Below are 22588 nucleotides of genomic sequence, written 5' to 3'. Positions count from 1 at the left end.
CATAGGAAGCCCCTATGGCAGCCCGGGCGCACTGCGCCGCACCGCTCGCGTGTACGGGCCGGCGCCCGTTCGGAGGCACCGGTCACCCGTTCACACCCGCCCCCGCACCCGGCCGGATCTTTTCCGCCACCCACCCCGCAGGACACCCACGACCTGCGCAAACACCGTGGGCGTACGAAGCCGAAGGACCCGGGCGACACCCGTTCACCCCATTCCGGGCGCGCGCTCGGGGAGCGGGCCGGGCCGGGTGCCACTTTCCTCGGTAGGGCAGGGGCCACGACCAGATCGAAGGAGCAGCACCGATGCGACGTACCGCCCGCCTGCTGACCGGTACCGCGCTCGCCGCCGCGGCCGTCGGTCTGACCACCGGGGCCGCCGCGGCCCCGGTGTACACCGGCGAGACCGCCGCTCCCGGCGGCCTGACGGTGCACCCGTCCTCGGTCGTCCCGGGCGACCGGGCCATGGTGACGACGGCGGCGTGCGGCAGCGGCGGCTCGGCGGCGGGCGACGCCAGCGCGGTCGGCGCGGGGACGTTCCCGCTGGCGCCGGGCACGGGCGACGGCGAGGCGACCGGCCACTTCGAGGTGCCGCCGAGCGCGCAGCCGGGGACGTACGAGATCGTCGCGACCTGCGGGGACGACGAGCGGCGGGTGACGGGCGACCTGGTGGTCACGCTGACGTCGGCCGCCCAGCAGGTGTACCCGAGAGGAAGCGTGAAGACGGGGGTCGGCGGCGCTCTCGGCCCCGACCCCGTGCAGACCGCGGCCGGTGTGGCGGCTCTCGCCGTCGCCGCCGCGGGCGGTACCTGGCTCCTGCATCGCCGGGCGAGAGGCGACGGGATCTGACGGGCACCCTCCGCTGCCCGTCCGCCGGTACCGCACTTCCCCACCCCCTCCGGGTCCGACGCCCCTCGCGTCCCGGAGGGGGCAGGGGGCCTTCAGGGACGCGAGGGAGACGAGGGAGACGAGGGAGAGGGGACGTCATGCGCAGGGTCAAGGACACCGCGATAGCCGCGGTCACCGCGGTCGCTCTCGGCTCCGGGGCGTGGCTGCTGCTCGGCGGCGCCCGCGGCGAGGCCCCGCCCCAGCCGTCGGCCGCGCAGGCCGCCACCGGCCAGTCCACCCGCACCGACCGGGGCGCCGCCGCCCCCGCCCTGCCGCCGTCACCGCCCGACCGCGTCCGCATCCCCGCGATCGGCGTGGACGCCCCGCTGACGGGCCTGGGCCTGACGGAGACGGGCAGCCTGGACGTACCGCCCGCCGGGAAGAAGAACCTCGCCGGCTGGTACGAGGCCGGCACCACCCCCGGCGAGAAGGGCACCGCGATCGTCGCGGGCCACGTCGACAACGCGCAGGGCCCCGCCGTCTTCTACGACCTCGGCGCCCTGCGCAAGGGCGCGGAGATCGAGGTCGACCGCCGCGACGGCGGCACCGCGGTCTTCACGGTGGACGCGGTGGAGGCATACGCCGCCGACGCCTTCCCCGACGAGAAGGTCTACGGCCCCGCCGACCGCCCCGAGCTGCGGGTCATCACCTGCGGCGGCCCCTACTCCCGCAGCACCGGCTACCAGGGCAACGTGGTCGTCTTCGCCCACCTCACCGGCAGCCGCTGAACGCCCCGGCACGGGCCCCTCGCCGGTGACAAGCTGGGGGCATGCCTGACTCCGGCTTCGATCCCCAGGACAACGCACCCTTCAACGAACGGGTGATCAGCGAATTCCGCGCCAACAAGGGGCGGGTGGACCGCGCGTGGCTGGACAAGGACCTGGTACTGATCACCACGACCGGCGCGAAGTCGGGGAAGCCGCGGGTCAATCCCCTGGTGTACGTGGCCGACGGCGACCGGGTCGTGGTGGCGGCGTCGAACAGCGGTCTGGACCGGCACCCGGCGTGGTACTTCAACGTGAAGGCGAACCCGGAGCTGACGGTCGAACTGGGCGAGGAGAAGTACCGGGCGACCGCCTCCGAGACAACGGGCCCCGAACGCGACGAGCGGCCGCTCCCACCCTCTCGGCTCTCTGGGAGATGCGGGGAGCGGCCGCGGTCACGCAGGTGCTCCGCTGCCGGTCGGCCGGGCTCAGCGCGCGGGCAGTGTCACCGTGCCGGAGAGGGGTATGTGGTCGGAGGGGTTGGCGGCGCTTGAGCCGAGGGCGCAGCCGGACCAGGTCGCGGTGCCCGGGGCGAAGATGTAGTCCAGCTTGTGGTTGGCCGTGGTGAGCCTGTTGGCGGGCTGGTCACATTCCTTGTACAGGTCGTACAGCGGCTGCAGGACCGGCACGCTGCTGCCCTCCGGTGTCATGGTCGGGGAGGCGTTCAGGTCACCGCCGAGAACGGGCCGGTACCCGGCGTACTCGGCGGCTTGTTCTGCCAGGTAGCTTGCCTGGGCCTGCTGGTCGTCCCGCTCCGGGTCGTCGTAGTCCGCGCCACCGGTGCTGAAATGGGCCGTGCAGGCCATGACCGCCCAGGACGGAACGGCGGCGCACAGGGCGGTGCGGCGCTCCTTGCCCGCCGGCGACTCCAGCTCCACCGCTTCGTACCAGGTGTTCCCGGCGGGAACGGCGATGGCGACACCGTAGGCCCCGCGGTTCCTGCCGCACGACTTCTGGGCCCACTGGTCCTTGGTGCCGGCCATCTGGTGCTGGATCGGGGCGAACCTGACGTCCCACGTGTCGGCGCCGCCGTCGAACCTGGCTTCCAGCCGGTGTTCCAGGGGCTTCGCCAGCTTCTCGCAGAACTCCTGAAGGAAGATCACGTCGGCTCGCGCATCGGCGGCCCGCTGCACCACGGCGTCGGCGAACGCGTCGTCCGAGAACTCGTTCATCGCGCAGGCGCCGTTGTTGCTACAGGTGTTCCAGGTCAGGGCCTGGATGCTGCGCTTCGGCGTGGACGCCGCGGCCGGGGGCCGGGAGGGGGAGTCGATGCGAAGGAGCTTGAAACGCTCCCAGGAGCCAGGCGTCGTGGTCGCACGGGCCCGCAGCAGTCCTTCGTCGCCGCCGTTGCTGTTGATCTCGGCGGACACGTAGTAGTTCCGGGAGACGCCGCCCTCGGTGAAGGTGTACTGCAGTGCGAACCAGCCGTCGTTCAAGTCGACCGTCCGGAACTGTTCCCAGTTGCCGATGGAGCCGTCCTGGCGGGCCCGGAGCATGCCGAAGTGAGTGTCGGTGTCGTGGAACTCCGCGGACACGTACAGGCCGTTGGCCTCGGACCGCAGGGCGGCACGCGCGCCCTTGTCGCCGGTGTGCAGCGTGAAGGTCTCCCTCGCACCAAGGCTGCCGGGGACACCGCAGTCCGTCCGCGCACGGAGCTTGCCGGCCTGGTTACCGGCATCTTCGGTCTGGGCCGAGGCACACACCGGCTTTCCGGCTTCGTCGCTGGCAGCCTTCGACTGCAGCGCGTACTTCCGTCCCGCCGACATCTCCGTCAGGATGTCGCCCGCCTGAGCGGACGGCGCCACGGGCAGGGTGAGGAGCGCCACCAGAAGCCCGAGCAGGGCTCCTGTGCGCACAGATCTTCGCAACGTAACTCCGCTCCACCTCCCAGCTGTTGTGCGGGAGGACTGTTGTGTGGAAGGACTGTTGTGTGGGAGGTCTGTTGTGTGGGAGGCCTTCATGAAACACGGTTCTGTCGACGGTCTTTCCGGGACCGTCACTCAAGGCGCCGAGCGGGTTGGGACGGGGTCCACGATCGCCGTCGCACTCGTCGATGACCGGGGATGAGAGCTCGGCGCCCGAGCAGGTCATCGGCTGCGGGCGGACTCGGGCAGAAGGGGCCGCCTACGCCACCCACTGCTCCCACGCCAGGTTCGCCACCAGGGCGAAGACGACGGTCAGCAGGACGACGCGGACGAAGCCGCTGCCCTTCTTGAGGGCCGTGTGGGCGCCGAACATCCCGCCCGCCAGGTTGAAGACGGCCATCAGGACCGCCAGCTGCCACAGCACCGCGCCCTGCCAGGCGAACGTGGCGAGGGCACCCGCGTTGGTGCAGCAGTTGACGATCTTCGCGGTGGCCGACGCGGTCACCAGGTCGAGGTGGAGCAGGGCGGTGAGGGCCAGGACCAGGAAGGTGCCCGTGCCGGGGCCGACGAGGCCGTCGTAGAAGCCGATGCCGAGGCCCGCGAGACCGATCGCGGCGAGGATCTGGCGACGGGTGGCCGGACCGGTCGCGGGGGCGGTACCGAAGGCGGGGCGGAAGATCACGAAGGCGGCCACCGCCAGCAGCACCACCATGATGACGGGCTTGAGGACCTCCGTGCTCATGCCGGCCGCGAAGAACGCCCCGCCCGACGATCCGGCCAGCGCCGCCAGGCCGATGCGTACGGCGGTGCGCACGTCCACCGGCGCCTTGCGGGCGTACGTCACCGCCGCGCCCGTGGTGCCGACGATGGCGACGGCCTTGTTGGTGCCCAGCGCGTGCGCGGCCGGGGTCCCGGCGGGCAGCCCGAGCAGCAGCGCCGGCAGGAGCAGCAGGCCGCCCCCGCCGACCACCGCGTCGATCCAGCCGGCCGCGAGGGCGGCCAGGCAGAGCAGAACGACCGTGGTCAGCGATATGTCGGGCATGATCGCGACCCTACGGACGGGATACATGTGCCGTCCATCGAGATGAGCGACTTCTGAGGTTTCCTGGCATCTGCCGGAATCCGCCACGCACAAGATCGTCCGGGACATCGCACGTTCAGACACAGTGCCCACGGACGCCATATTGCGATGCGTGGCAATCGACCATAATGACGCGCGTATCGCAACGGGGAGGCATGCAGCGCATGGCATTCGAGGCGGACCCGCCGCAGCGCATCGGCGACTACACCGTGGAGCGGGAACTAGGCGCCGGCGGCATGGGAACGGTGTATCTGGCCCGGTCGCGCGGGGGGCGTGCCGTGGCCGTCAAGGTGGTGCGGCCCGAATTGGCCGCCGATCCCCACTTCCGTCAGCGGTTCCGGGCCGAGGTCGATGCCGCTCGCAAGGTCGGCGGCTTCCACACGGCTCCCGTCGTGGACGCGGATCCGGAGGGGGAGCGGCCGTGGCTGGCCACGGCGTACATCGCCGGGCCCACGCTGTCCGAACTGCTCGCGGACGAGGGGCCGATGGACGAGGCAGGGCTGAGACTGCTCGGGGCGGCCCTGGCCGAGGCGCTCCAGGCCGTCCACGCCTGCGGACTCGTCCACCGGGACCTCAAGCCGGGCAACATCATCATGGCCGAGGACGGCCCCCGGGTGCTCGACTTCGGCATCGCGCGGGCCGTGGAGTCCTCCCGGCTCACGTCCACCGGGATGGCCTTCGGCACGCCCGGTTTCCTGGCACCGGAGCAGGCACAGGGGCTGAGCACCGACGGCAGCGCCGACGTGTTCGCGCTCGGCGCGGTACTGGTCTCGGCGGCCGGCGGCAGCGCGTTCGGCACTGGCACACCGATGGGGCTGATGTACCGCTCGGTGCACGAGCCGGCGGATCTGTCCTCGGTGCCCGAGGCGCTGCGCCCTCTGATCGCCGACTGCCTGGCCAAGAACCCGGCGTACCGGCCGGGCCCGGAACAGATCCTGGACCTACTCGTGTCCGGCTCCGCCCCGTACACACCGACCGTGGTCGCCACGGCGGGTCAGCAGGGGCAGACGGCCACTCTCCCGGCCGCCTTCACTCCCGCGGGCGGCCGTGCGGACGCCCTTGCGGAGGAGCACCCTGCGGACGGCAGTGCCGATCGCGGCTCGCAGGGCGGGGGCCTCGCCGGGACCGTCGGCCCCGGCCGCTCCGCGCTCGCCGGGCAGCGGCGCGGTCGGGCCGTCGGTCTGGCGGTCGTGGCCGCGGGCGTACTCGGCGCGGTCGTCGCCGGGGTGATCGCGCTCACTACCGACGGTGACTCCGCAGCCGCTCCTTCCTCGTCCTCCTCGTCACCCTCCTCACCGGATACGGCGTCGGCCGCCCCGGGCGCCGGTGGCGTCGCCCCGTCTGCGCCCGCGCAATCCTCGGCGCAGGGCGCCACGCCCACGGCATCGGCTGCCGTTTCCCCGGACGCACCTGAACACACCCCGCTCGACCCACACGCCGTCGACCAGGTCTTCACGCAGTACCTGGACGCCCTGGTCTCCCAGGACATGACAGCTCTGCGGCAGGCTACCTGCCCCCGGCTGCGTCCCACGCTGAAAGGTTTCGTACTCAACGACTACTACGTGGCCCGCTGGAACGTCCTGCCGTATGAGATACCGGCTGCCTCCGACCGGTTCAGCGTCGACGTGCGGATCACGCAGCGCGACCCCGCCTCGGGGGAACTGGCGGGTGACGTCACCTATCAGTGGGTGGCCGAACGGGACGCGGACGGGGACTACTGGGTGTGCGGCTGGCTCAACGAGCGGTGAGCGCGCCTCCGTCAGCTGCGGCCATCCCCGTTTCCGGCAGGGGCGCCCGCGCGCCTTCGGCAAGGGCGGCCACCGACGGCGGCGTGACCACCGACACCCTCACACCCCTCCCCCGCCCCCGCTGAGCGCAGCGTTCCCCGTGGGAAACAGTGGGGATGCGGACGGGTAACACCCGCGCCGCACGCTCGGTGGCATGACCTCGAAACCGCGGGTGGTGGTGATCGGTGCCGGACTGGCGGGCGTGACGCTCGCCCGGCGGCTCGGTGAGCTGGGCACGCCCGCGCTGCTGGTCGGCGACGAGGCGCACCGCCCGTACAACCGGGTGCTGCTCGCCGAGGTGCTGGCCGGGCGGTACGGCCCCGAGGTGGTCGCCCTGCCGGCGCCCGCCGGGCTGCTGCGCGGCCGGGTCACCGGCGTCGACCGGGCGGGCCGGACCGTGCGGTGCGCCGACGGGTCACTGATCCCGTACGACACGCTGGTCCTGGCCACCGGGTCCAACGCCGTGCTGCCGCCCCTGCGCGGACTGTTCACCCCGGACCAGGAACGACCGGAACGTGAGCTGCCCGAGGGCGTGCACGCGTTCCGGACCATGGACGACTGCCTCGCGCTGTCGAAGGCGGTACGCCCCGGGGTGCGGGCCGTCGTCGTCGGGGGCGGGCTGCTCGGGGTGTCCGCGGCGCGGGCGTTGGCGGTGCGCGGCGCGCAGGTCGTCCTCGCCCAGCAGGCCGAGCGGCTGATGGAACGGCAGCTCGACCCCGCCGCCTCCGCGCTCGTCCGGCGGCATCTGACCGGCCTCGGCGTCGAGGTGCACACCGAGTGCCGGGTGCGGGACGTGCGCAGCACCGGCGGGGCGGTGCGGTCGGTGGAGCTGGCCGACGGGTACGCCCTCGGCGCCGACCTGGTCGTACTCGCCTGCGGGGTACGGCCCCGGGTCGGGCTCGCGCGGGAGGCGGGGCTGGACGTCGGCAAGGGCGTCCTCGTCGACGACGAGCTGCGCACCTCCGACCCGCACATCCGTGCCGTCGGCGACTGCGCCGAGCACGCGGGCCGGGTCTACGGGCTGGCCGCGCCCGCCCTCGAACAGGCCGGCGCGCTGGCCGAGCTGCTCGCCGGCGACGGCACCGCCCGCTACACCGGCACCCGCTCCCTGACCCGGCTCACCCTCACCGGGCCCGAAGGCCCGCTCGGAGGGCCGGACAGCCCCTTCGACCTCGCCGCGTTCGGCGAGACCGACCCCCGCCCCGGCGACGACGTCGTGCAGCTCGCCGACGCCACCCGGGGCACGTACCGCAAGGTCGTCGTCCGGGACGACCGGCTGGTCGGCGGGGTCCTGGTCGGCGAACTCGGCACCGTCGGCGCGCTCGCGCGTGCCTGGGAGGGAGCAGAGCCGCTCCCCTCCGACGGCGGCCCCCTGCTCCACCTGCTCACCCACGACGGAGGCTCCCGATGACCACCGACACCCCGACGATCGTCCTCGTCGGCCACGGCATGGTCGGCCAGCGCTTCCTCGAAGCGCTCGCCGAACGCGGCCTGACCGGCACGCACCGCGTGGTCGTCCTGTGCGAGGAGCCGCGCCCCGCCTACGACCGCGTCCGGCTCACCTCGTACTTCTCGGGGAAGACCCCCGAGGACCTGTCGGTGACCGACCTCGCCCTCCTCGACGCGCACGGCGTCGAGCTGCACGTCGGCGACCCGGCCGTGAGCGTCGACCGGGAAGCGCGGAAGGTGACCGCGCGCTCCGGGCTCGTCGTCGGCTACGACGTGCTGGTCCTCGCCACCGGCTCCTACCCCTTCGTGCCGCCCGTGCCGGGCAAGGACGCCGAGGGCTGCTTCGTCTACCGGACGATCGAGGACCTGCTCGCCATCGAGGAGTACGCGAGGACGCGGGCGAGCACCGGTGCCGTGGTCGGCGGCGGGCTGCTCGGTCTGGAGGCGGCCGGTGCGCTCCAGGGTCTCGGACTCACCTCGCACATCGTGGAGTTCGCGCCGCGCCTGATGCCGGTGCAGGTCGACGAGGGGGGCGGCGCGGCGCTGCTGCGCACCATCGAGGGGATGGGCCTGTCCGTGCACACGGGCGTCGGCACCCAGGAGATCGTCACCGGCGACGACGGCGCCGTCACCGGCATGAAGCTGTCCGACGGTTCCGAACTCGCCACCGACCTCGTCGTGTTCAGCGCCGGGGTCCGGCCCCGCGACCAGCTCGCCCGGGACTGCGGGCTCGCGGTCGGCGAACGCGGCGGCATCACCGTCGACGAGCGGTGCCGGACGGTCACCGACCCGCACGTGTTCGCGATCGGCGAGTGCGCGCTGGCGGCCGACGGGCGGGTGTACGGGCTGGTGGCGCCCGGGTACGAGCAGGCCGAGACGGCCGCCGCGACCATCGCAGGCGACGAGGGGTCCTTCACGGGCGCCGACCTGTCGACCAAGCTGAAGCTGCTCGGCGTGGACGTGGCGTCCTTCGGCGACGCGCACGGCACCGCCGAGGACTGTCTGGACGTCGTCTACTCCGACTCCCGCGCGGGTCTGTACAAGAAGCTGGTAGTGGGCCGCGACGGCACGCTGCTCGGCGGGATCCTGGTCGGCGACGCGGAGGCGTACGGCACCCTGCGCGCCTTCACCGGCTCCGTCCCGCCCGTCTCCCCGGAGTCGCTCGTACTGCCCGCCGGCGCCGGGGCCCCGGCCCAGCTCGGCCCGGCCGCGCTGCCCGACGACGCGGTGGTCTGCTCCTGCCACAACGTCACCAAGGGCGCCATCCGCGGCGCGGTGACCGAGCACTCCTGCACGACCGTGCCCGAGGTGAAGAAGTGCACCCGGGCGGGTACGGGCTGCGGCTCCTGCGTCAAGGTGCTCGGGCAGCTGGTCACCGCCGAGCTGGAGGCGAGCGGCGTCGAGGTCGACAAGGGCCTGTGCGGCTGCTTCGCGCAGACCCGCGAGGAGCTGTACGAGATCGTCCTCGCCCTGCGGATCACCTCCTTCCGGGACCTGCTCGACCGGCACGGCCGGGAGGGCGCGCGGGGCGGTGAGGGCTGCGAGGTGTGCAAGCCGGCGGTCGGCTCGATCATCGCCTCCCTCGCCCCGAGTATCGGCGCGAGCGGCTACGTCCTGGACGGCGAGCAGGCCGCGCTCCAGGACACCAACGACCACTTCCTCGCCAACCTCCAGCGCAACGGCTCGTACTCCGTCGTCCCGCGCATCCCCGGCGGCGAGATCGCGCCGGAGAAGCTGATCGTCATCGGCGAGATCGCCCGGGACTTCGGGCTCTACACGAAGATCACCGGCGGCCAGCGCATCGACATGTTCGGCGCCCGCGTCGAGCAGTTGCCGGTGATCTGGGCGCGGCTGGTGGACGCCGGCTTCGAGTCGGGGCACGCGTACGGCAAGTCGCTGCGCACGGTGAAGTCCTGCGTGGGGCAGACCTGGTGCCGGTACGGCGTCCAGGACTCGGTGCGCATGGCGATCGACCTGGAGCTGCGCTACCGGGGGCTGCGCTCCCCGCACAAGCTGAAGTCGGCGGTCTCCGGGTGCGCCCGCGAGTGCGCCGAGGCCCAGTCGAAGGACTTCGGCGTGATCGCCACAGCGAGCGGCTGGAACCTGTACGTCGGCGGCAACGGCGGCGCCACCCCGCGCCACGCCGACCTGCTCGCGCAGGACCTCTCGGACGCCGAACTGGTCCGTCTGATCGACCGGTTCCTGATGTTCTACATCCGCACCGCCGACCGGCTGGAGCGCACCTCCACCTGGCTGGAGCGTCTGCCGGGCGGCCTGGACCACGTACGGGACGTCGTCGTGCACGACTCGCTCGGCATCTGCGGCGAACTGGAGTCCCTGATGTCCGCCCACGTCGCGCACTACCGCGACGAGTGGGCCGAGACCATCAACGACCCGGAGAAACTGGCCCGGTTCGTGTCCTTCGTGAACGCGCCCGACACCCCCGACCCGGTGGTGGGCTTCGTGCCCGAGCGCGACCAGCTGAAGCCCGACCTGCCGCTGCTGGACATCGGCCTGCGGCGCCCCTCGGAAGACGGCCGACGAGACGACCGCCGAGACGGCCTCCACGGCGGCCTCCACGGTGATCTGCAAGACGACCTCCGCGACGACCTCCGCGACGACCTTCTGGAAGGAAGCACCCGCCGATGACCCTGGCACCCGAGACCCTCGCGCCCCGCACGACCGACCTGAAGGTGCAACTCCGGTTGGCCGACGGCTGGTTCACCGCCTGCGATCTCGACGTCCTGTCCCCCGGCCGGGGCGTCGCGGCCCTGCTCCCCGACGGCGGCCAGGTGGCCCTCTTCCGCGGTCGCGACGGCAAGCTGTACGCCATCGACAACCGGGACCCGTTCACCGGCGCGGCGGTCCTCTCCCGGGGCCTGACCGGCACGCACCGGGGCCGCCCGTTCGTCGCGTCCCCGCTCCTCAAGCAGCGCTTCGACCTCGCGACCGGCGCGTGCCTGGACGACGAGGCGGTACGCGTGACGACGTACGAGGTCAAGACGGCGACGTACGAGGTCAAGGCGGCGACACACGAGGTCAAGGCGGGGTAGGGCGTCCGGCCGCGGGCCGGGGGCGGCTGTCGGTTTCCTGTCGAAGCGGGCCGGTGCGTCGAGTTGGAGGAGACCGTCGGGTTTCATCGAGTCCAACGCTCGTCCGTTCCCCGTCCTGCCCCGCCCCTCTCCCACGGAGGCCGCACCATGACCCGGAACCACTTACGGCCCGCCACCCGCCCGTCCCGGCGCGCGCTGCTCGGCGGTGCCGCCGTCGCCGCGCTGGCGGCGACCACCGGAACCGGCGCGGCGGAAGCCGCCCCCGCGCGCGGGGGCACCTGGCCGACGCAGTTCCCGCTGCCCGACGGCTGGCTGCCCGAGGGCATCACCATCGGGGCACGGCCCTACGCGTACCTGGGCTCGCGCGCCAACGGCGCCGTCTACCGCACCGATCTGCGCACCGGCGAGGGCCGCGTCCTGCACGAGGGCGGCACGGGACTCGCCGCGATCGGCCTGAAGCTGGACCGCGACGGCCTGCTGTACGTCGCCGGGGGCGGCGGCGGAACCGCGCGGATCGTCGACGCCCGCACCGGACGGCTGCTGCACACCCACCAACTCACCGGGGCCACCGACCACTTCGTCAACGACGTGTTCTTCCTCGGCGACCGCGCCTGGTTCACCGACTCCCGGGACGCCGTCCTTTACGGCGTCCCGCGCGGCCGTCGCGGCGCCGTGCGCGCCCTGCCGCTGACCGGCGACTGGGAGCAGACCCCGGACGTCAACAACGCCAACGGCATCGTCTCCACCCCCGACGGGCACGACCTGATCGTCGTGCGGAGCACCCCGGGCGAGCTGTACCGGGTGGACCGGCGCACGGGCCGCGCCACCCGGATCCGGCTGGTCGGCGCGGCCGACGTCGTCAACGGCGACGGCCTGGTCCGGGTCGGCCGCACGCTGTACGTCGTGCAGAACCGGCTCAACCTGGTCAGCGTCTGGCACCTGGACGCGCGGGCGGGGACGGCGACCCTGCGCCGCACGATCACCGATCCCCGTTTTGACGTACCGGCCACCGCAGCCCGTTTCGGCGACCGTCTGTACCTGGTCAACGCCCGTTTCACCAGCCCGCAGACGCCGGAGACGACGTTCACGGCGGTGGCGGTGGACCGCTGAGCACCGCGGGCGGTCCGGGAGCCCACCGGTCTCCGGCGGCTCAGGTCCGCAGTGCCTCGTAGGTGACCCCCGTCAGCCGTTCGGAGGCGGCCCACAGCCGCTCGGCCGTCGCGTCGTCGCGGGTCCACGGCGCCCGCCTCGACGGGGCGGGCGCTCCGCGCCACATCGCCAGGGACGGGCCGGTGAAGGAGTCGGAGGGCACACCGGGCGCGGTCGCCGCGTACAGGATGGGCAGCGCGCCGGCCTCCGGTGACTGGGCGAGGACCCGGCTGCGCAGGCGCGCCAGCCGCTCGACGAGGTGGCGTCCCTCGGCGCGGGGTCCGACCACCGAGAGGTCGGTGTCCGCGTACCCCGGGTGGGCGGCGACCGCGCGCACGTCTCCTGTCCCGTGCGGGGCGGCACCGTCCCGGGCCGCGAGCCGGCGTGCCAGTTCGTGCGTGAAGAGCAGGTTGGCGGACTTCGAGCGGGCGTATGCGGTCCAACGGCCGTACCGCCGTACGCTGTTGAGGTCGCGCGTGTCGACGTTGGCCAGCAGGTGCATGAAGCTGGAGACGGTCACCACGCGGGCGCCCGGCGTGGCGAGCAGGGTGGGCAGCAGCAGTCCCGTGAGGGCGAAGTGGCCCAGGTGGTTGACGCCGAACTGCGTCTCGAAGCCGTCCGCCGTCGTCCCGTGCGGCATCGCCATCACGCCCGCGTTGTTCACGAGCAGGTCGATCCGCCCGTACGGCAGCCCGTAGCCGAACTCGCGCACGCTCGCCAGGTCCCCGAGGTCCAGCCGGGCCGCTTCCACGGCGGCGCCGGGCACCTCGCCGAGGAGGCGTTCCACGGCCGCGCTCCCCCGCTCCGCGCTGCGGCAGGCGAGCACGACGGTCGCACCCCTGCGCGCCAGTTCCCGGGAGATCACGTAGCCGAGGCCGCCGTTGGCGCCGGTGACGACGGCCACGCGCCCGTCCAGGGCGGGCATGTCGCCCGTGTTCCAGCCGGTCATCCGCGGCCTCCTTCCCGGCCCCGTGCCTGGTCCGGACCCGTCCCACCGTACGCGCCCGGCACCCTTGAGCGGAGAGCTACCGTCCGGTCACGTCACGTTCGCATCACGAGTCCTTCATATCGCCCCCACATCTTCCCCGTCTCAATAACTTCGTCACCTCAGCGATTTCGTCACTTCTTATCCATTCATCCACACCATTCACGGGACTCCTGATGATCTTCCTCCGCAAGCCCGCCGCCGTGGCCGTCGCCGCGCTGGCCCTGGCCGCCCTGCCCGCGACCGCCGCCCAGGCGCACGACGGCCCGTTCAAGAACTGCTCCGAGGCCTACGCGGCCGGCCACAGCAACATCCCGGAGGGCTCCGAGCACTACGGCAAGCACCTGGACCGGGACCACGACGGCGTCGGCTGCGACCAGCCGCCCGCCGGCTTCGTGCCCGCCGGGGACAAGGACGGCGGTGACGACGCGGCCGGGACCGGCGGCGACAAGGAGGCGGGACAGGGCTCCGCGTCCGGCAAGAACGGCGGGGAGCAGGCCGCCGGGGACCAGGGCACCGACCTCGCCGAGACCGGCGGCAGCGACACCACGCCGTACATCGCGGCGGCCGGCGGCGCCGTCGTGCTCGCGGGCGGCGGTCTGCTGCTGGCCGCGCGGCGCCGCCGGGGCAACGGCGCGGGCTGACCCGTGAGGCAGTAGGGCGCACGGAGAGCCGGCAGGGCACACGAAAAGCCCTCAGGCCGCACGAGAGGGCGGCACCCCCGCACGGGTGCCGCCCTCTCTCGTGGTCCGGAGCCGCCGCCGATCGGTGAGGGTGGTCGGGTGACAGACGACGGCTCCGGGGTCCTAGGGCCCCGCAGCCGGGGCTACCGGTGGTCGCTGCCCTTCGACCGCGACGCCGCACGGCCGGCCTCCAGGCGGGCCACCGGGATGCGGAACGGGGAGCAGGAGACGTAGTCCAGGCCCACCTCGTGGAAGAAGTGGACGGACTCCGGGTCGCCGCCGTGCTCGCCGCAGACGCCGAGCTTCAGGTCGGGCCGGGTGGCGCGGCCGGCCTTCGCGGCGGCGGCGACCAGGGAGCCGACGCCGTCCTGGTCGATGGTCTCGAACGGGGAGACGCCGAAGATGCCCTTCTCCAGGTAGGCCGTGAAGAAGCTGGCCTCGACGTCGTCGCGGCTGAAGCCCCACACGGTCTGGGTCAGGTCGTTGGTGCCGAAGGAGAAGAACTCGGCGGCCTCGGCGATCTGACCGGCGGTCAGCGCGGCGCGCGGCAGCTCGATCATCGTGCCGATCGACAGCTTCAGCTTCGCGCCGGTGGCGGCCTCGACCTCGGCGATGACCCGGTCGGCCTCCTCGCGGACGATCTCCAGCTCCTGGACGGTGCCGACCAGCGGGATCATGATCTCGGCGCGCGGGTCGCCCTTGGCCGCCCTGCGCTCGGCGGCGGCCTCGGCGATGGCGCGGACCTGCATGGTGAACAGGCCGGGGATGACCAGGCCGAGGCGGACGCCGCGCAGGCCCAGCATCGGGTTCTGCTCGTGCAGGCGGTGTACGGCCTGGAGGAGGCGCAGCTCGTTCTCGTGCGGCTCCTGGCGGGACTCGGCGAGGGCGACGCGCACCGACAGTTCGGTGATGTCGGGCAGGAACTCGTGCAGCGGCGGGTCGAGCAGGCGGACGGTGACGGGCAGGCCGTCCATCGACTCGAAGAGCTGGACGAAGTCCTGTTTCTGGAGGGGCAGCAGTTCCTTCAGGGACTCCTCGCGCACGGCCTCGGTGTCGGCCAGGATCAGCCGCTCCACCAGTTCGCGCCGGTCGCCGAGGAACATGTGCTCGGTGCGGCACAGGCCGATGCCCTGGGCGCCGAAGCGGCGGGCGCGCAGTGCGTCCTCGGCGTTGTCGGCGTTGGCGCGCACCCGCAGCCGGCGCTTGCGGTCGGCGAAGGCCATGATGCGGTGCACGGCCTCGACCAGTTCGTCGGCGTCCTCGGCGCCCGCGTGCATGCGGCCCTCGAAGTACTCGACGACCGGGGAGGGCACGACCGGCACCTCGCCGAGGTAGACCTTGCCGGAGGAACCGTCGATGGAGACGACGTCGCCCTCCTCGACGACGTGTCCGCCGGGCACGGTCATCCGCCGGCGCTTGGTGTCGACCTCCAGTTCCTCCGCTCCGCAGACACAGGTCTTGCCCATGCCGCGCGCGACCACGGCCGCGTGGGAGGTCTTGCCGCCGCGCGAGGTCAGGATGCCCTCGGCCGCGATCATGCCGTCCAGGTCGTCGGGGTTGGTCTCGCGGCGGATCAGGATGACCTTCTCGCCGGAACGGGACCACTTGACGGCGGTGTACGAGTCGAAGACGGCCTTGCCGACGGCCGCGCCCGGCGAGGCGGCGATGCCCCGGCCGACCTGCTCGACCTTGGCCTCGTCGTCGAAGCGGGGGAACATCAGCTGGGCGAGCTGGGCGCCGTTGACCCGCTGGAGGGCCTCCGCCTCGTCGATCAGGCCCTGGTCGACGAGCTGGGTGGCGATGCGGAAGGCGGCCCCCGCGGTGCGCTTGCCGACGCGGGTCTGGAGCATCCACAGCCGGCCGCGCTCGATGGTGAACTCGATGTCGCAGAGGTCCAGGTAGTGGTTCTCGAGCGTCTCCATGATCTGCAGCAGCTGGTCGTACGACTTCTTGTCGATCCGCTCCAGCTCCGCCAGCGCGACGGTGTTGCGGATGCCCGCGACGACGTCCTCGCCCTGGGCGTTCTGCAGGTAGTCGCCGTAGACGCCCTGGTGGCCGCTCGCGGGGTCCCTCGTGAACGCGACACCCGTGCCGGAGTCGGGGCCGAGGTTGCCGAAGACCATGGAGCAGACGTTGACGGCGGTGCCGAGGTCGTGCGGGATGCGCTCCTGGCGGCGGTAGAGCTTGGCGCGCTCGCCGTTCCAGGACTCGAAGACCGCCTTGACGGCGAGGTCCATCTGCTCACGCGGGTCCTGCGGGAAGTCCCGGCCGGCCTCCTTCTTCACGATCTTCTTGAAGGCGGTGACGAGTTTCTTGAGGTCGGCGGCCTCCAGCTCGGTGTCGACCGCGACCTTCTTGGCCTGCTTGGCCTTCTCCAGGGCCTCCTCGAAGAGGTCGCCGTCGACGTCGAGGACGGTCTTGCCGAACATCTGGATGAGGCGCCGGTAGGAGTCCCAGGCGAAGCGCTCGTCACCGGCCTGCTGGGCCAGGCCCTGCACGGACTGGTCGGAGAGGCCGATGTTGAGGACCGTGTCCATCATGCCGGGCATGGAGAACTTGGCTCCGGAGCGGACCGACACGAGGAGGGGGTCGTCGGCCTGGCCCAGCTTCTTGCCCATCCTGGCTTCGAGGGCGTCGAGGTGCGCACTCACCTCGTCACGCAGTGCCGCCGGTTCCTCGCCGCTGTCGAGGTAGGTCTTGCAGGCCTCGGTGGTGATGGTGAAGCCCGGAGGAACCGGAAGACCCAGGTTGGTCATCTCGGCGAGGTTGGCGCCCTTGCCGCCGAGCAGGTCCTTGAGGTCCTTGTTGCCCTCGGTGAAGTCGTAAACGAACTTTGCCGTGTTCGCTACCTGGGGATCTTTGTTTTCCGACACGGGTCTCGACTCCTCGAGGACGCGGTGGCTGCCCTGACGGCGAGGAATGTACCCAGATCAAAGGCTCCTGGGTACGTCCACTTGTGCGTCATGCGCCTGTAACCACCCGTCCGCCAGTGGATCGAAAGTCAAGGCTTGGCAAGCGAGTGGCCGGTTGTGTTTTCACTTCTTGAACGTGCCGGACGGGAAGGGGCGGCATCAAGCGCTCACATGAGCGCCATTCCACACGTTTGATTTCGATCGGTGAACGGTCAACGCCTGGCACTCAGTGCCACACCTTGGAGAAGTGGAATCGCTCAAGATCCGCTCATCTGAGCGGATCACTCATCAAGCGTGGCGAGAATCACGCTGCCGCAGCCCGCCGGATTCCACCATGCGGACCGGTGAGCCGGCCCGGAGACCGATCGGTGACGCAACCGGGCAAGCAACGGGGGCGCGGCCGGTGAACGGACCGCTTCCTGCGGACGTACGACAGGGCGGCGGGCCTGCGGCCCCCTCGCCGGGGCCCGCCACCCACCGGGTTTCGCACGGAAGGACCTTCGGGTGCCCGTCTCCACGCCTTTCCGCCGGCCGCCGCAGACCGCCGTCGCCGACGACGACCCCGACACACCCGAAACCACTCAGTCCCCGCCCTCCCGCTCCCCCTTCCTCTCCCTCTCGTCCCTCAGGGCCCGCCTGGCCCACTGGCGGGCCTGGCGTACCCGTCGCCCCCGTGCGGCGGTCGTCGTCCGCCGGACCACCACCGTCCTCGCGGCCGTCCTCGTGCTCGGGGCGCTGCTCCTGCCGAACAGCTACGCCGCGCTGGAACCCAACCGGTTCGCGCGCATCCCGGCGGAGGCCGTCGTCGCGACGGTGCTGCTGCTGCAACTGCCGCGGGTGCCGCGCCGGGTGCTGGCGGCGTTCCTCGGCACCGGTCTGGGCGCGCTGACCGTGCTGAACCTGCTCGACATGGGCTTCAACGAGTACCTGGGCCGGGGCTTCAACGTCGTCCTCGACTGGGGCCTGCTCGACGACGCCCAGTCCTACGTGGCGGACACGATGGGCGGGGCGGCGGCGTTCTGGGCCCCCGTCGGCGCGGTCGTGCTCACCGGGCTGCTGCTGGTCGCCATGGCGCTGGCGGTGGTGCGGCTCGGGGAACTGCTCGCGGGGCACCGGGAGCGGGCGAACCGGGGCGCGCTGATGGCGGCCACGGTGTGGATGACCTGCGCGGCGCTCGGCGTGCAGACCTTCGGCGTGCCGGTCGCCAGTACCAGCGCGTCCCGGGCGGCGGAGATACAGGCGCGCCGGGTGAAGGACACGCTGCGGGACGAGGCGGCCTTCGCGAAGGAGGCGAAGTCGGACCGGTTCGGGGCCACGCCTCCCGCGCAGCTGGTGCCGGACCTGCGCGGCAAGGACATGATCTTCACGTTCATCGAGAGCTACGGCCGTACCGCGCTCGAGGACCCGGTGACGGCGCCGGGCGTCGACCGGACGCTGGAGACGAGCACGGCGGCGCTGGCGAAGGCGGGCTTCCGGGCGAAGAGCGGCTGGCTGACGTCGGCGACGTACGGTGCCAACAGTTGGCTCGGTCACTCCACCTTCATGTCGGGCCTGTGGGTGGACAACCAGCAGCGCTACCGCACCGTCACCGCGGGCGACCACCTCACGCTCACCAAGGCGTTCCGCAAGACCGGCGAGTGGGACACGGTCGGCGTGATGCCGGGCGTGCAGAAGGGGTGGCCGGAGGCGAAGTGGTACGGCCTCGACAAGGTCTACGACGCCTTCGACCTGGGCTACCGGGGGCCGAAGTTCAGCTGGTCGACGATGCCGGACCAGTACGCGCTGGAGGCGTTCCAGCGTCTGGAGCACGGCAGGGAGCGGGACCGGCCGCTGATGGCGGAGGTGATCCTGACCTCGAGCCACCAGCCGTGGGCGCCGATCCCGGAGATGGTCGGCTGGGACGAGGTCGGCGACGGCTCGGTGTACGACGCCATCGAGGCGGCGGGCCTGGAGCAGTCCGACGTCCTCACCGACTCGCAGCGTTCGAAGGAGGAGTACGGCAAGTCGGTCCAGTACTCGGTCACCAGCCTCACCCAGTGGCTGGAGCGCTACGGCACCGACGACACCGTCCTCGTCTTCCTCGGCGACCACCAGCCGATCGCCCGGGTCAGCGGCGCCGAGGCAAGCCGGGACGTGCCCGTGTCGATCGTCGCCAAGGACCCGAAGGTGCTCGACGCGATCGACGACTGGAACTGGACGGAGGGCCTCAGGCCGGCCCACGACGCACCGGTGTGGCGGATGAGCTCCTTCCGGGACGCCTTCCTGACGGCGTACGGCTCCACCGAGCACCCCACGAAGGGCTGAGCGCCCCCGGGCCGGCGCTCAGCCCTTCGTGGTGCGAGCGCCGTCGGGCCGGCGCCGGTCAGCCGCCGGAGGTGTCCAGTTCGGCCTCCTCGCCGACGCCCGCGCAGTCGTACGGGTCCTTCAGCCAGCCGTCCGGCAGGACCACCCGGTTGTTGCCGGAGGTGCGGCCGCGGGGACCGTCGGCGCCGGCGGGCCAGGGCTGGTCGAGGTCGAGTTCGTCCAGACCGGCACGCAGTGCCTCCAGGGAGGAGGTGATCGCGAGCTGCTTGCGCATCTCGGAGCCGACGGCGAAGCCCTTGAGGTACCAGGCGACGTGCTTGCGGAAGTCGACGACGCCCCGTGCCTCGTCCCCGAGCCACTCGCCGAGCAGCGTGGCGTGCCGGACCATCACGTCGGCGACCTCGCGCAGGGTGGGCCGCGCATAGGCGTCGGTGCGCCCCTCGAAGGCGGCGACCAGGTCGGCGAAGAGCCAGGGCCGGCCCAGGCATCCGCGTCCGACCACGACGCCGTCGCAGCCGGTCTCCCGCACCATCCGCAGCGCGTCCTCGGCGGACCAGATGTCGCCGTTGCCCAGCACGGGGATCTCCGGGACGTGCTCCTTGAGGCGGGCGATGGCGTCCCAGTCGGCGGTGCCGCCGTAGTGCTGGGCGGTGGTGCGGCCGTGCAGGGCGATGGCGGTGACGCCCTCCTCGACGGCGATGCGGCCGGCGTCGAGGAAGGTGAGGTGGTCGTCGTCGATGCCCTTGCGCATCTTCATGGTGACGGGCAGGCCACCGGCTCCGGTGACGGCCTCGCGGACGATGGCCCGCAGCAGGTGCCGCTTGTAGGGCAGCGCCGAGCCGCCGCCCTTGCGGGTCACCTTCGGCACCGGGCAGCCGAAGTTCAGGTCGATGTGGTCGGCGAGGTCCTCCTCCGCGATCATGCGGACGGCCTTGCCGACGGTCACCGGGTCTACGCCGTACAGCTGGATCGAGCGCGGTGTCTCGGTTGCGTCGAAGTGGATCAGCTGCATGGTCTTCTCGTTGCGCTCGACCAGGGCGCGGGTGGTGATCATCTCGCTCACGAACAGGCCCTTGCCACCGCTGAACTCTCTGCACAGCGTGCGGAACGGCGCATTGGTGATCCCGGCCATCGGGGCCAGCACCACGGGCGGCGCGACGGTGTGCGGGCCGATCCGCAGCTGCGCGGCGTCGGTGTCGGGGGCGGATGTGGTGAGCGTGGACATTCCCCCATTGTCACGCACCGGCGGCGGTGCCCCTCCCGCCCTGTGGACAAAGGTCATGCATGGGCTGTGGACAAAGATCATGCATGGATCATTAGTTAACCGCACTATCGAATTGGGCGTACGATGACCGCCATGCCCGAGCTCACCCACCGCCGCCGTCTGCTCGTGCTCGCCATCTGCTGCATGAGCCTGCTGATCGTGAGCATCGACAACACGATCCTCAACGTCGCCCTCCCCTCCATGCAGCGCGACCTGGACGCGAGCACGTCGGGCCTGCAGTGGGCGATCGACGCGTACACGCTCGTGCTGGCCGCGCTGCTCATGCTGGCCGGCTCCACCGCCGACCGGATCGGCCGCAAGCGGGTCTTCATGACGGGCCTGGTGGTCTTCACCCTCGGCTCGCTGCTGTGCTCGCTGGCCCCGGACCTGCCCTCGCTGGTCGTCTTCCGGATGATCCAGGCGGTGGGCGGTTCGATGCTCAACCCGGTCGCGATGTCGATCATCACCAACACCTTCACCGACCCGCGCGAGCGCGCCCGCGCGATCGGCGCCTGGGGTGCGGTGGTCGGCATATCCATGGCCGCCGGTCCGCTGGTGGGCGGTGTGCTGGTCGAGTCGGTCGGCTGGCGCTCGATCTTCTGGGTCAACCTGCCGGTGGGCCTGGCGGCCCTGCTGCTCACCCTGCGCTTCGTCCCCGAGTCCCGCGCACCGAAGGCCCGCCGCCCCGACCCGCTGGGCCAGCTGATGGTGATCGTGCTCTTCGGCTCCCTGACGTACGCGATCATCGAGGCGCCGAACGCGGGGCTCACGGCGGTGCTGCCCTTCGCGGTACTGGCGCTCGCCGCCCTGCTCGGCCTGCTCCGCTACGAGTCCCGCCGCGCCGAACCCCTCATCGACCTGCGCTTCTTCCGGTCGGCGCCGTTCAGCGGGGCCACCGTCATAGCGATCAGCGCCTGCGCCGCGCTGGGCGGCTTCCTGTTCCTGTCCACGCTCTACCTCCAGAACGTGCGCGGACTCAGCGCCCTGGAGGCCGGCCTGTGGATGCTGCCGATGGCCGTCCCGACCTTCCTGTGCGCCCCGCTGTCCGGGCGGCTGGTCGGCAGCCGGGGGCCGCGGCTGCCCCTGCTGATCGCGGGCGGCGGGCTGACCGTGAGCGGGGCGCTGTTCGCCGCGTTCGAGGCAGAGACCTCCGACGTCACCCTCTTCATCGGCTACGTCCTGTTCGGCATCGGCTTCGGCTTCGTCAACGCGCCCATCACCAACACCGCCGTCTCCGGCATGCCGCGCGCCCAGGCGGGGGTCGCCGCGGCCGTCGCCTCCACCAGCCGCCAGCTGGGCCAGGCGCTGGGCGTGGCGGTGGTCGGCGCGGTCCTCGCGGCGGGCGTGGGCGACTCGTCGTACCGGGACACCTTCGTCTCCGCCTCCCGGCCCGGCTGGTGGATCCTGGCCGCCTGCGGCCTCGCCGTCCTGGTCCTCGGCGCCGTGACGAACGGCCGCTGGGCCCGCCGCACGGCGGAACGGACGGCCCAGCGCCTGGCGGCCCCGGAGGTACGGGAGTCCTCCCGGACAGGGGCCTGATGGGCGGCGGGCGTGAAGGCCGGCGGGGCCGGGCCGGAAGGCTGGTGGGGCCGAGGTTCGAGTGGAGGGCTGACCCCTGGGCCGAGGGCTGACACCAGGGCCGGAGGGCTGACGCCAGGGTGCCTGGGGCGGGGGCCCGGCTGCCTGGCCGGGGCCTGACGCCGGGGCGGTGGCCTCACCCCGGGCGGAAAACCGGGCCGGTAGTCCGAAGCCCGGGCCGGGGTCTGTGACCTGCGGCGACGGCTGTGCCCGGCCGACGACCTGCGCCCCTCGCCGGAGGCCTGGGACCAGGGCCGGGAGTCTGAAGCCCGCCCGGGAGTCTGAAGGCCGAGCGGGAGTTTGTGGCCTGGGCCGGGAGGGTCTCTGCCCCGCGGCGGCGGGCGGCCTGTGCCCCGGCCGACCACCTGTGCCCTCGCCGGGGGCCTCGGACCAGGGCCGGGAGTCTGAAGGCCGGGCCGGAGTCTGTGGCCTGGGCCGGGAGGTCTCTGCCCCGCGGCGGCGGGCGGCCTGTGCCCCGGCCGACCACCTGTGCCCTCGCCGGGGGCCTGGGACCAAGGCCGGGAGTCTGAAGGCCGGGCCGGTGTCTGTGGCCTGGGCCGGGAGGTCTCTGCCCCGCGGCGGCGGGCGGCCTGTGCCCCGGCCGACCACCTGTGCCCTCGCCGGGGGCCTGGGACCAAGGCCGGGAGTCTGAAGGCCGGGCCGGAGTCTGTGGCCTGGGCCGGGAGGTCTCTGCCCCGCGGCGGCGGGCGGCCTGTGCCCCGGCCGACCACCTGTGCCCTCGCCGGGGGCCTGGGACCAGGGCCGGGAGTCTGAAGGCCGGGCCGGAGTCTGTGGCCTGGGCCGGGAGGTCTCTGCCCCGCGGCGGCGGG

At 72.5% G+C, this 22588-nt stretch carries 16 protein-coding genes; 11 read left to right on the top strand and 5 right to left on the bottom strand.

The genetic code is table 11. From position 1 onward, the window contains the following. Positions 1–302: 302 nt before the first annotated feature. From HZS56_RS18015 to HZS56_RS18005, 3 genes are all read left to right on the top strand, one after another. Positions 303–845: a GVDTG sorting domain-containing protein gene (locus HZS56_RS18015; protein ID WP_216721728.1), complete on the top strand. Its 543-nt coding sequence runs from the start codon at positions 303–305 to the stop codon at positions 843–845. Between the two features lie 137 nt (positions 846–982). Continuing rightward, a complete protein-coding gene (locus tag HZS56_RS18010) occupies positions 983–1612 on the top strand; it encodes a class F sortase (RefSeq protein ID WP_216721727.1) in 630 nt (209 codons plus the stop codon). Positions 1613–1653: 41 nt separating this feature from the next. Then, positions 1654–2142 (top strand): nitroreductase/quinone reductase family protein, encoded by a 489-nt coding sequence (locus HZS56_RS18005; protein WP_216721726.1) that lies wholly within the window; start codon positions 1654–1656, stop codon positions 2140–2142. Here HZS56_RS18005 and HZS56_RS38910 read toward each other — a convergent pair. Together HZS56_RS38910 and HZS56_RS17995 are read right to left on the bottom strand one after the other, a co-directional pair. Continuing rightward, entirely contained in the window at positions 2077–3504 is a 1428-nt protein-coding gene (locus HZS56_RS38910) for an endonuclease/exonuclease/phosphatase family protein (RefSeq protein WP_216721725.1), read from the bottom strand. The genes HZS56_RS18005 and HZS56_RS38910 overlap by 66 nt on opposite strands. Before the next feature lie 268 nt (positions 3505–3772). Further along, positions 3773–4555 carry a sulfite exporter TauE/SafE family protein gene (locus HZS56_RS17995; RefSeq protein ID WP_216721724.1) on the bottom strand — a complete coding sequence of 261 codons (783 nt, stop codon included), beginning with the start codon at positions 4553–4555 and terminating at the stop codon, positions 3773–3775. A gap of 194 nt (positions 4556–4749) precedes the next feature. Between HZS56_RS17995 and HZS56_RS38290 the strand changes: the two genes are divergently transcribed. The 5 genes from HZS56_RS38290 to HZS56_RS17970 all read left to right on the top strand — a co-directional run bounded on the left by HZS56_RS38290 (position 4750) and on the right by HZS56_RS17970 (position 11993). Beyond that, complete coding sequence (locus tag HZS56_RS38290) at positions 4750–6342, top strand: serine/threonine-protein kinase (protein ID WP_253914444.1); 1593 nt, start codon at positions 4750–4752, stop codon at positions 6340–6342. A gap of 193 nt (positions 6343–6535) precedes the next feature. Then, on the top strand, positions 6536–7792 hold the full coding sequence (locus HZS56_RS17985) for an NAD(P)/FAD-dependent oxidoreductase (protein ID WP_216721723.1): 1257 nt from the start codon (positions 6536–6538) through the stop codon (positions 7790–7792). Then, positions 7789–10479, top strand: a complete 2691-nt coding sequence (nirB, locus tag HZS56_RS17980; protein ID WP_301543043.1) for a nitrite reductase large subunit NirB — start codon at positions 7789–7791, stop codon at positions 10477–10479. The genes HZS56_RS17985 and nirB overlap by 4 nt, the downstream gene beginning before the upstream one ends. Next, positions 10476–10883 carry a nitrite reductase small subunit NirD gene (nirD, locus tag HZS56_RS17975; RefSeq protein ID WP_216721722.1) on the top strand — a complete coding sequence of 136 codons (408 nt, stop codon included), beginning with the start codon at positions 10476–10478 and terminating at the stop codon, positions 10881–10883. The genes nirB and nirD overlap by 4 nt, the downstream gene beginning before the upstream one ends. Before the next feature lie 147 nt (positions 10884–11030). Next, the gene (locus HZS56_RS17970; RefSeq protein ID WP_216721721.1) at positions 11031–11993 is read left to right on the top strand and encodes an SMP-30/gluconolactonase/LRE family protein; all 963 of its coding nucleotides are present in this window, start codon (positions 11031–11033) and stop codon (positions 11991–11993) included. A 40-nt stretch (positions 11994–12033) separates the two neighbouring features. Here the strand turns inward: HZS56_RS17970 and HZS56_RS17965 are convergent, their stop codons facing one another. Next, on the bottom strand, positions 12034–12981 hold the full coding sequence (locus tag HZS56_RS17965) for an oxidoreductase (protein WP_216721720.1): 948 nt from the start codon (positions 12979–12981) through the stop codon (positions 12034–12036). Between the two features lie 212 nt (positions 12982–13193). Between HZS56_RS17965 and HZS56_RS17960 the strand changes: the two genes are divergently transcribed. Continuing rightward, positions 13194–13661 (top strand): excalibur calcium-binding domain-containing protein, encoded by a 468-nt coding sequence (locus tag HZS56_RS17960; RefSeq protein ID WP_216721719.1) that lies wholly within the window; start codon positions 13194–13196, stop codon positions 13659–13661. Positions 13662–13843: 182 nt separating this feature from the next. Here HZS56_RS17960 and ppdK read toward each other — a convergent pair whose 3' ends face one another. Then, positions 13844–16573: a pyruvate, phosphate dikinase gene (ppdK, locus tag HZS56_RS17955; protein WP_216721718.1), complete on the bottom strand. Its 2730-nt coding sequence runs from the start codon at positions 16571–16573 to the stop codon at positions 13844–13846. A 543-nt stretch (positions 16574–17116) separates the two neighbouring features. On the opposite strand from ppdK, the gene HZS56_RS17950 reads away from it, so the two are divergent. Then, positions 17117–18916, top strand: coding sequence for an LTA synthase family protein (locus HZS56_RS17950; protein ID WP_216721717.1), 1800 nt, complete (start codon positions 17117–17119; stop codon positions 18914–18916). Between the two features lie 58 nt (positions 18917–18974). Here the strand turns inward: HZS56_RS17950 and dusB are convergent, their stop codons facing one another. Next, positions 18975–20141, bottom strand: a complete 1167-nt coding sequence (gene dusB, locus HZS56_RS17945) for a tRNA dihydrouridine synthase DusB (RefSeq protein ID WP_216721716.1) — start codon at positions 20139–20141, stop codon at positions 18975–18977. 132 nt (positions 20142–20273) lie between these two features. Between dusB and HZS56_RS17940 the strand changes: the two genes are divergently transcribed. Next, positions 20274–21719 (top strand): MFS transporter, encoded by a 1446-nt coding sequence (locus tag HZS56_RS17940; protein ID WP_216721715.1) that lies wholly within the window; start codon positions 20274–20276, stop codon positions 21717–21719. Positions 21720–22588 lie beyond the last annotated feature (869 nt).

The organism is Streptomyces mayonensis, assembly GCF_018982965.1.
In the GTDB taxonomy this organism is placed as follows: domain Bacteria; phylum Actinomycetota; class Actinomycetes; order Streptomycetales; family Streptomycetaceae; genus Streptomyces; species Streptomyces mayonensis.
This window is presented reverse-complemented; position numbering and strand designations above follow the sequence as displayed.